The sequence below is a fragment of the Microvirga soli genome (assembly GCF_016734765.1).
Classification (GTDB): domain Bacteria; phylum Pseudomonadota; class Alphaproteobacteria; order Rhizobiales; family Beijerinckiaceae; genus Microvirga; species Microvirga soli.
Genome location: NZ_JAERQE010000028.1, coordinates 62,670 through 70,232, shown reverse-complemented (window position 1 = coordinate 70,232; position 7,563 = coordinate 62,670). Strand labels below are relative to the sequence as shown.

Here is a 7,563-nt window from a genome sequence, read left to right as displayed (position 1 = left end):
TCCTGCAAAATCGAAGGCGGTGATGCGCCTGATATCCCAATCGTCTCAACGAGATCGGGATTCTTCACGGACGACTACACAACGCTCATGAAGCGGCTTGACCGTGAAGATCAAGGGAACCTTCGCCAAGCACAAATGGCTTGGATCGCCTACCGTGATAAGTTGTGTAAGTTCGAGACGAGTGGCCTCGGATCAGTCCGTCCGACGATCTTTGCAGGATGTTTGACGATGCTCACGAATGAACACATCAAGTATTTGGATTCCCAACTTACATGCGAAGAGGGTGATCTTTCGTGCAAAGGTCGGACCGGTAACACGAACTAGTAATTAAGATTGGGAACGAGCCTGATCCCTCGCTCGTCCAGCATTGCCTCAAACGCATCAGACCTCAAATACCCCAACTCCTCCGCCCGGCTCTCCACCGCCGGATCGAGGGCGCGCAACTCGCCGTCCACATGGCCTGGATGACACATGACCAGAGGGAGCGGCCCAAGCATCGAGAATGCCTCCTTGAAGATGCCTTGAGCCGGCACGGAGAGATCCAGCGGGGCAAAGCCTGAAAACCCTTGGTTTGACCTAAATCCTGCCCGTTGAGCGGCACGAGCGAAATCTCCGCTCAATGCTTTGACCACCAACGCCTTGCTGCGTCCGATGGGACGCCGCAGGATTGCGGCCGTCCGGTCCGATGGATCACGCAGCCAGACACGCCCGGCGTATCCCCTCTCCGTCAGAACCCCGATGAGAGCCGGCCTGATCACCGGCAGCACATGAACATGCTGGTGGCCGTCCACGAAGGCCGGGAGCTCGCCGTGAACCTCCAAGAAGGCGTCGAGCTGCCGCTCAATCTCTCGAGCAACCTCCTCGGCCGGCAGCTGGCGCTTCAAGGTTTTTGGCAGGAGTGTCCTCAGGGTCGGAAAAATGCCCGTCGGCGCGAGTTGCGGCATGGGACCGAGGGGCGATCCAGTGGTGAGATTGAGGTGCAGGCCCACCACGATCCGGCCTTTCAGGGGCTTCAGATCGCCTGCAGCCCGTCGCCAGCCGGGCATGTTGGTCATGGCTCCCGTGGCCGAGAGACGTCCCATCAGGGCCAGCTCGACGATGCCTCGGCTCACCCCGTCGGCGAGACCGAAATCGTCGGCGCAGAGGATGACGTTACGAAAGGAACCCATGTATGCCCTAAAATTCAGCTTTGCCGCAGTCTAATGCTCTTGAGCAAAGCTGCAAACTCGTCTCTTGATGCGGCCGACAATCAAGGGGTCATCCAGTGGCGTCGCCCAAGCTCAGCGTCATCATCCCGGTCCATAACGAGAGCGCCAACATCGCGCCCCTCTGCGAACGCCTGCTGCCGGTCCTCAGCCGCATCACCCCCGATTGGGAGGTGGTCTTCGTGGACGACGGCAGCCAGGACGACACCCTGGATATCGTCAAGGACGTCAGCCGCGCCGAGCCGCGGATAGGGGCCGTCTCCTTCAGCCGCAACTTCGGCAAGGAGATCGCCATCGCGGCCGGGCTCGATCACGCCCGTGGCGACGCTGTCGTCATCATGGATGCCGACCTCCAGCACCCGCCGGAAATGATCGAGGCCTTCGTGGAACGCTGGCAGGAGGGCTTCCTCATGGTCTACGGCCAGCGCACCGACCGCTCGGACGAGACCCGGACGAAGCGCGGCTTCGCTCAAGTTTTCTATAAGCTCTTCGCCCGCTTCGGCGAGATCCCCCTGCCCGAAGGCGCCGGCGATTTCCGGCTCATCGACCGGAAGGGGATCGAGGTCCTGCGCACCCTCGGCGAGAAGGCGCGCTTCTCCAAGGGGCTCTATGCCTGGATCGGCTTCAAGGCCACGGGCGTGCCTTTCGTGGTGGAGGAGCGCCGCTTCGGCACCACCCAATGGAGCTTCCGCAAGCTTTTCCGCTTCGCCTTCGACGGCATCGCGGCCTTCTCCACCGTGCCGCTGCGGATCTGGACCTATATCGGCTTCCTGATCTCGTTCCTGGCGATCGCGACGGCCGTGTACTTCACGATCCGGACGCTCCTGTTCGGGACCGACCTCCCCGGCTTCCCGAGCCTGATCGTCTCCGTCATGTTCTTCTCCGGCATTCAGCTCATGTCGCTCGGGATCGTGGGCGAATATGTCGGCCGCATCTTCGCTGAGGTGAAGCGGCGCCCGCTCTATGTGGTGGCCGAGAGAATCGGCGGCGCGGCGGAGGTCTCGGACAGCCTCGTTCCCGATACTTACCGTCTGCGCCGGGCCTGACCGATGCTCAAAAAGATCCTCTCCGTCGGCGGCTGGACGCTCGTCTCGCGCCTGACCGGCTTCATCCGCGACGTGGTGCTGGCCGCCGTCATGGGCGTGGGTCCCATCGCCGATGCCTTCGTGGTCGCCTCCCGCATCCCGAACCATTTCCGGGCCATCTTCAGCGAGGGCGCCTTCAACAGCGCCTTCCTGCCCACCTATGCCGGTGTGCTCGAACGGGAAGGCGCCGCCCCCGCCCGCTCGTTCGCGAGCCGCATCAGCACCCTGATGCTGATCGTGCAGATCGTGCTGTTGGCGGCAGCCCTCGTGGGCATGCCGGTGGTGGTGACCCTGCTCGCACCGGGCTTCTCGGACGAGCCGCAGAAATTCGATCTGGCGGTGACGCTCACCCGCATCACCTTCCCTTACCTCCTCTTCGTCACCCTGGTGACGATCCTCTCAGGCATCCTCAACGCCCATGAGCGCTTCGCAGCCGCTGCCGCCGCGCCCGTGCTGCTCAACGTCTCCATCGTGGCGGCACTGGCGGTCGCGTTCCTGTTCCCGAATGCTGGCTATGCGGCCGCCTGGGGCGTCACGGTCGCGGGCGTGCTCGAATTGTTGCTGGTCTGGTTTTCCGCGAAGCGCCTGGGCGTCGCGCCGACCATCGAGGCGCCGCGCTTCGATCCGGCCATGAAGCACTTCTTCAAGGTGCTGGGCCCGGCCGTCATCGGTTCGGCGGGCGTGCAGCTTGCCATGTTCGCCGACACGATCATCGCGTCCTTCCTGCCCACGGGCGCCGTAGCCTCGCTCTATTATGCCGACCGCATCTACCAGCTGCCGCTCGGCGTGATCGGGATCGCGGCCGGCACCGTGCTGCTGCCGGAGATGAGCCGCCGCATCGCCGCAGGCGACGTCACCGGGGCTCATGGTGCCCAGAACCGGGCCGTGGGCTTGACGCTCGCGCTCGCCGCCCCCTTCGTCGTAGCCTTCGTCACCCTGCCCGATCTCATCATGTCGGCCCTGTTCCAGCGCGGCGCCTTCGATGCGGCCGCCGCCGAGCGCTCCGGCGCGGTGCTTGCCGCCTACGCTGTCGGCTTGCCCGCCGCCGTGCTCATCCGCTCAGCGGTGGCGAGCTTCTACTCCCGCTCCGACACGGTGACGCCGCTCATCGCCTCTCTCACGGCAGTAGCCGTCAACGTGGCGCTGAAGATCGTGCTGACGGAACCCTACGGCGTGGTCGGTCTGGCGCTCGCCACCGCCATCGGCATCTGGGTCAATCTCGGGCTCCTCGTCCTTCTCGCCATGAGGAAGGACTGGATGGCTCCAGGCAGCACCCTGGGCCGCACCGCAGCCGCCGTCACTGTTGCGAGCCTGCTGCTCGGGGCTTTCGCCTGGTTCGCGCCAATCCCCCTGTCCGAATGGACCATACGACTCCCCGCCTGGAACAGCGAGATTCTGCTTGCGGTCCTTGGGTTCGCCGGCGCCCTCCTCTATGGCGGCGTGCTGCTGGCCGGCTTGAAGGTGCTTGGGGTCAGGCTGTCGCGCCGCTGATCGTCCAGGCTGCGGATTTCCGGGAACCTTCCTGTCAGGGCTCCATCCAATCACATGTGCCGGGCATCGCCTGGCCCAGAGAGAGGATGATATCATGAGCTTCCGCTTCGCAGCCGCCATTGCACTTGCCGCCTTCGCCCTTCCGGCCATGGCTGCCGATCAGGTTGAGAAGGCTCCGCCGTCGGGCGCCTACAAGAAGGTCAGCGAACTCGTAAAGCTGCCCGATTTCCTGCCGGGCCTCGGCCAGCTCTTTGTGGATCCCAAGACCCTGCCGGCCGGCCCGTTCCTCGCCTATGATCGCGACGGGCGGCTCGTCAGCACGGTCTACATGCTTCCCGTCGAGGATCTCTCCAACAAGGACAAGCGCTTCGACGACCTCGCGGCTCCCGGCGGCAAGGTCGATCACGTGGACGTCTACTTCAATGCCGGCCATCCGGGCGTCGAGAAGCCCCATGCGCATGTCGTGCTGTGGCACGTTCCTAAGGCCGACGAGTCGCGGGTGGCTGCGAAGTGACGCTCACCCGCAGGCATATCCTGCGGATCGGCGAGGGCCTCGTCCTCGCCGGTCTGGCCCAGCCGCACCATCCGCTTGCCGATGAACCGGTAGAGATCCGTATGCAGGGCAATGCGGATGGGTCGCACGTCTGGTTCGACCCGGTGGGTCTTCTCATCCAGCCAGGCCGGACCATCCGCTGGATCAACCTGGATCCGGGCAATTCCCACACGGCAACGGCCTACCATCCGCAGAACTTCGAGCACCCGCGGCGCATTCCGGAAAGTGCCAGGCCCTGGAACTCGGATTACCTGCTGCCGAACGAAAGCTTTTCGGTTACGCTCGATGTGGAAGGCATCTACGATTTCTTCTGCGTGCCGCACGAGCATGCCGGGATGGTGGGGCGGATCATCGTGGGACATCCCGTGAGCCCGCCGGCCGATGATGCCAACGCATCGGGCATCCCGGAGGCGGCGCGGCTTGCCTTCCCTTCAGTCGAGGAGATCATGAACCGAGGCATCGTGCGCCGGATGTGAGCGATCAGGAGATAATTCAGGAACCTTTGCGCAACCGTTTCATCTAATGGCCATATGCGGGAGGGACGCCATGCAACCGAAGACCGCCACACCGCCGCCCCTGGACGAAATGGCTCTGGTCGAGCAGGCTCGACATCGGGATCCCGCCGCGCTTCGCCATATCATGGAGCAGAACAACCGTCGGCTCTATCGCATCGCACGCAGCGTTCTCGGCGATGATAACGAGGCCGAGGATGTGGTCCAAGACACCTACATGCGCGCGTTCACTCATCTTGACGGTTTTCGCGGAGAGGCGCGCCTTGGAACATGGCTCACGCGGATCGCCCTCAACGAGGCTCTCGGACGGCTTCGCACCCGGCGCATCTCGGTGGATCTGAACCAGCTCGACACGATCAACGAGCAGGGAGCGTCTCGCGTGATCTATCTGCCCTCGACCCGGCAGGAGGGTGACCCGGAAGCAGCTGCCGCACGCGCGGAAGTCCGCCGTCTTATTGAGCGAGCCGTGGACCAACTGCCCGATCCGTTCCGCATCGTGTTCGTCCTGCGCGACATCGAGGAGATGAGCATCGAGGCGACCGCATGTCAGCTCGGCCTGCGCCCCGAAACGGTGAAGACGCGGCTTCATAGGGCCCGACGCCTCCTGCGGCAGAACCTCGACAAGACCCTGTCGAGCGCGCTTGCCGATACGTTTCCCTTTGCCGGGGCCCGCTGCGCCCGGATTACGCAAGCCGTTCTGGCGCGCCTTGACGCACAGGCGATAGACTGAAAACGACCGGCGTTGAGGCGCTCCTCTAGCCGGCCGCGAAGGTGAACAGCTCACGCTCCGTGGCGACACCTCGCAGACGATGGCTGCCGAGGGAGCGAACTGGTACCGGGCTCACAGAGGCAACCCGGTCGGACAGGATGACCGAACAATCGAGTGTGCTGCACAGGGCTTCCATGCGGCTTGCCTCGTTGACGGCAGGTCCGATCACTGTGAAGTCGAGGCGGCCTGCAGCGCCGATATTGCCGTAGAACACATCCCCGCAATGGAGCGCGATATCGAGGGCGAGCGGCGTCTCGAACTGACCGTTGACGGCCTCGTTGCGCTCGAGCGCCACCTGCGCAGCCCGGATCGCCGCCGCGCAGGCGCTCTCGTGCGACTGTTCCTCGGTGATCGGGAAAGCGGCCAGGAGGCCATCGCCGAGGAATTTCAGCACCTCTCCGCCCTGCTCCGCCACCGGGTCCGCCATGGCTTCCAGGTGCCGGTCGAGCCGGGCGATGAGATCGAGACCCGCCGTGTCCGCGAGCGTCGTGAAGCCCCGGAGATCGGCAAAGAGCAGAGCCGCCTCGATGGTCGTGCCGGAGCCGCGCCGGATCGCCCCGCTCAGCACGCGCCGGCCGGCCGAGAATCCGACATAGGTGTCGAGCATGGTCACTGTGAGGTCGAACAGGGTCATGCGGTAGGCGGCCAGCCCCAAGATTGGAAGAAGTGCATCAATGCGGGCGACCTCCTCCGGCAGAAGGCCTCCGGGGCGGCTTGTGGAGAACGAGGCTCCGAAACCCCGCAGGTCCGGGGCGCTGGCGTTGCCGAAGCTGAAGAGACGCACCAGGTAATCGGTCCCTCCGAGACGCCTGATGTCCTCGAACACGCTGAATCTTTCTGCATCGGGACCGTGCATAAGCCAGTGGCAGCTCTCCTGATCGGTGTTCATCATGTAGGCGAAGGGGCTGACCTCGAAGGCACCGTCGTTGCGCTCGTGGGAAACCCCTTCCACGATGGTGCCGGCCGATCGGATCCAAAGATGCGTGTAGACGCGGATCGTCGGATTGACGGTCGGCAGGGCGATATAGGCCCGGACGAGAGGGATTCCCTCGTCGACCAGCCGCTCGGCAACCCCTGAGAGCAGCGTGACCATATCGGATCCGCGCAGGCCCTGTTCGATGATCCAGCTTTCGAGATTCGTCATGGAGGCACTCTAGCATCCCGGCTGGGAATGTCTCGATTCCGCAAGCCTTCCGGTCAGCGGCTGGCGTGGCGCGCTGTGCCTCCCTTCCCTGCGATCTCCGTCAGGAGCTTGCGGCGTGCGGCCAGGGCGAAGGGTCGTGTCTCGTCGGCGATCTCCACGAAGGAGCCGGGACCTCCGATGACGTTCTGCGCGTAATAATCCTCCAGCGACATGCTGCCGGGACCGCCCGGCCGACCGCTGCCGGGGCGGCGGATGGCGAGCGCATTGATGGTGAAGCCCTTGGCCAGCGCCTCCCCCCTCACCTGTTCCAGGGACCGGCCGTTCATGTTCGGACCGTCGCCCGACACGTCGATCACCCTGCGCGTTCCCTCATGGGCGTTGCCTTCGACGAGACGCATGGAGAAGTCGATGGCGTTGGAGATGGAGTTGTAGCCTGTCGCGCCGCGCGGGGTGCTCAGGAGCTTGTCCGCAAATACCCTCGCGCTCGCCTCGTCACGGATCACGTGCCAGTCGACAATCAGCACCTGGGAGCTCGGGCCGCCCCATTCCATGAAAGCGACCGCGATGGCCCCGACGGGGCCGTCTTTGATGCCGGTGAGCACATCGGGGCTCGTCAGCGCATCCGCCCAGCCCTGCCGCTGGAGGCGCAACTCGTCATTGTCGATGGAGCCTGACCCGTCGGCGGCGAAGACCAGTTCCAGGTCGACGGACTCCGCATGGGCCGTCGCCGTCAGAAGGCTCAGGGCCACAAGGCTTTTGAGGACAAACCGCATCAAGGGCTCCAGCTTGGGGCGCAATGCTGGA

9 protein-coding genes are annotated in these 7,563 nt (G+C 64.4%); 6 read left to right on the top strand and 3 right to left on the bottom strand.

All coding sequences use genetic code 11. From position 1 onward, the window contains the following. On the top strand, positions 1–324 hold a 324-nt coding region (locus JKL45_RS20175; RefSeq protein ID WP_201863372.1), incomplete at its 5' end, for a lysozyme inhibitor LprI family protein. Here JKL45_RS20175 and JKL45_RS20170 read toward each other — a convergent pair. Continuing rightward, positions 321–1,169 (bottom strand): ChbG/HpnK family deacetylase, encoded by an 849-nt coding sequence (locus JKL45_RS20170; protein ID WP_201863371.1) that lies wholly within the window; start codon positions 1,167–1,169, stop codon positions 321–323. The two genes, JKL45_RS20175 and JKL45_RS20170, sit on opposite strands and share 4 nt — an antisense overlap. Positions 1,170–1,264: 95 nt before the next feature. Between JKL45_RS20170 and JKL45_RS20165 the strand changes: the two genes are divergently transcribed. The 5 genes from JKL45_RS20165 (at position 1,265) to JKL45_RS20145 (ending at position 5,576) form a co-directional block, all read left to right on the top strand. Then, the gene (locus tag JKL45_RS20165) at positions 1,265–2,251 is read left to right on the top strand and encodes a glycosyltransferase family 2 protein (protein WP_201863370.1); all 987 of its coding nucleotides are present in this window, start codon (positions 1,265–1,267) and stop codon (positions 2,249–2,251) included. A 3-nt stretch (positions 2,252–2,254) separates the two neighbouring features. After that, positions 2,255–3,781 carry a murein biosynthesis integral membrane protein MurJ gene (gene murJ, locus JKL45_RS20160; RefSeq protein ID WP_201863369.1) on the top strand — a complete coding sequence of 509 codons (1,527 nt, stop codon included), beginning with the start codon at positions 2,255–2,257 and terminating at the stop codon, positions 3,779–3,781. A 94-nt stretch (positions 3,782–3,875) separates the two neighbouring features. Next, positions 3,876–4,295, top strand: coding sequence for a DUF5602 domain-containing protein (locus tag JKL45_RS20155; RefSeq protein ID WP_201863368.1), 420 nt, complete (start codon positions 3,876–3,878; stop codon positions 4,293–4,295). Then, entirely contained in the window at positions 4,292–4,810 is a 519-nt protein-coding gene (locus JKL45_RS20150; RefSeq protein ID WP_201863367.1) for a plastocyanin/azurin family copper-binding protein, read from the top strand. Before JKL45_RS20155 ends, JKL45_RS20150 begins: the two co-directional genes overlap by 4 nt. A gap of 70 nt (positions 4,811–4,880) precedes the next feature. Further along, positions 4,881–5,576 (top strand): RNA polymerase sigma factor, encoded by a 696-nt coding sequence (locus JKL45_RS20145; protein WP_201863366.1) that lies wholly within the window; start codon positions 4,881–4,883, stop codon positions 5,574–5,576. Between the two features lie 25 nt (positions 5,577–5,601). Here JKL45_RS20145 and JKL45_RS20140 read toward each other — a convergent pair whose 3' ends face one another. Beyond that, the gene (locus JKL45_RS20140) at positions 5,602–6,759 is read right to left on the bottom strand and encodes an adenylate/guanylate cyclase domain-containing protein (protein WP_201863365.1); all 1,158 of its coding nucleotides are present in this window, start codon (positions 6,757–6,759) and stop codon (positions 5,602–5,604) included. A 53-nt stretch (positions 6,760–6,812) separates the two neighbouring features. After that, the gene (locus tag JKL45_RS20135) at positions 6,813–7,532 is read right to left on the bottom strand and encodes a DUF1194 domain-containing protein (RefSeq protein WP_201863364.1); all 720 of its coding nucleotides are present in this window, start codon (positions 7,530–7,532) and stop codon (positions 6,813–6,815) included. Positions 7,533–7,563 lie beyond the last annotated feature (31 nt).